Consider the following 429-nt stretch of genomic DNA (forward strand, 5'->3'; position numbering starts at 1 on the left):
GCGATGATCTTCCTGGCACGACGGTCAAAGACATAGGCAAATGCAGTATTGGTCCAACCCACATCCACAATCGCTATTCCACAAAAAATCTCATCTGTCGCCAGCGCCACATAATTCCAGTGCTTGTGATGCAGCACCTGCCATAGCGGGTGACGGCGAAATGGCTGGGCTAAGCCAGTCCAGTCTATGCGTTCCGGCGCTCCGACATATTGTCCGAACAGCACGGCATTTTTTTCATCAAGCACCGATGCAGGTGCCTCAGGCAAACTTGTGATCATCATTCGTGGTCTTTGATTATTTGGGTATAACGGTCAATCAGCCTGGTAACGATTGAGGCCCACTGACGACTTAGTGTCATGCTGTCCAGTATGACATCAGGATTTGGCGTTTCACGCTTGTTGTCTGGGCTAGCAGCGATTATCTCAGCAG

Annotated in this window: 1 protein-coding gene; it reads right to left on the reverse strand. The window is 50.3% G+C overall.

Annotated features, from left to right (window positions below):
* On the reverse strand, window positions 1–281 hold a 281-nt coding region (locus KDM89_RS19905), incomplete at its 3' end, for a DUF2804 family protein (protein WP_230428004.1).
* Window positions 282–429 lie beyond the last annotated feature (148 nt).

Source organism: Cognatundibacterium luofuense (assembly GCF_018139685.1).
Lineage (GTDB): Bacteria > Pseudomonadota > Gammaproteobacteria > Burkholderiales > Burkholderiaceae_D > Undibacterium > Undibacterium luofuense.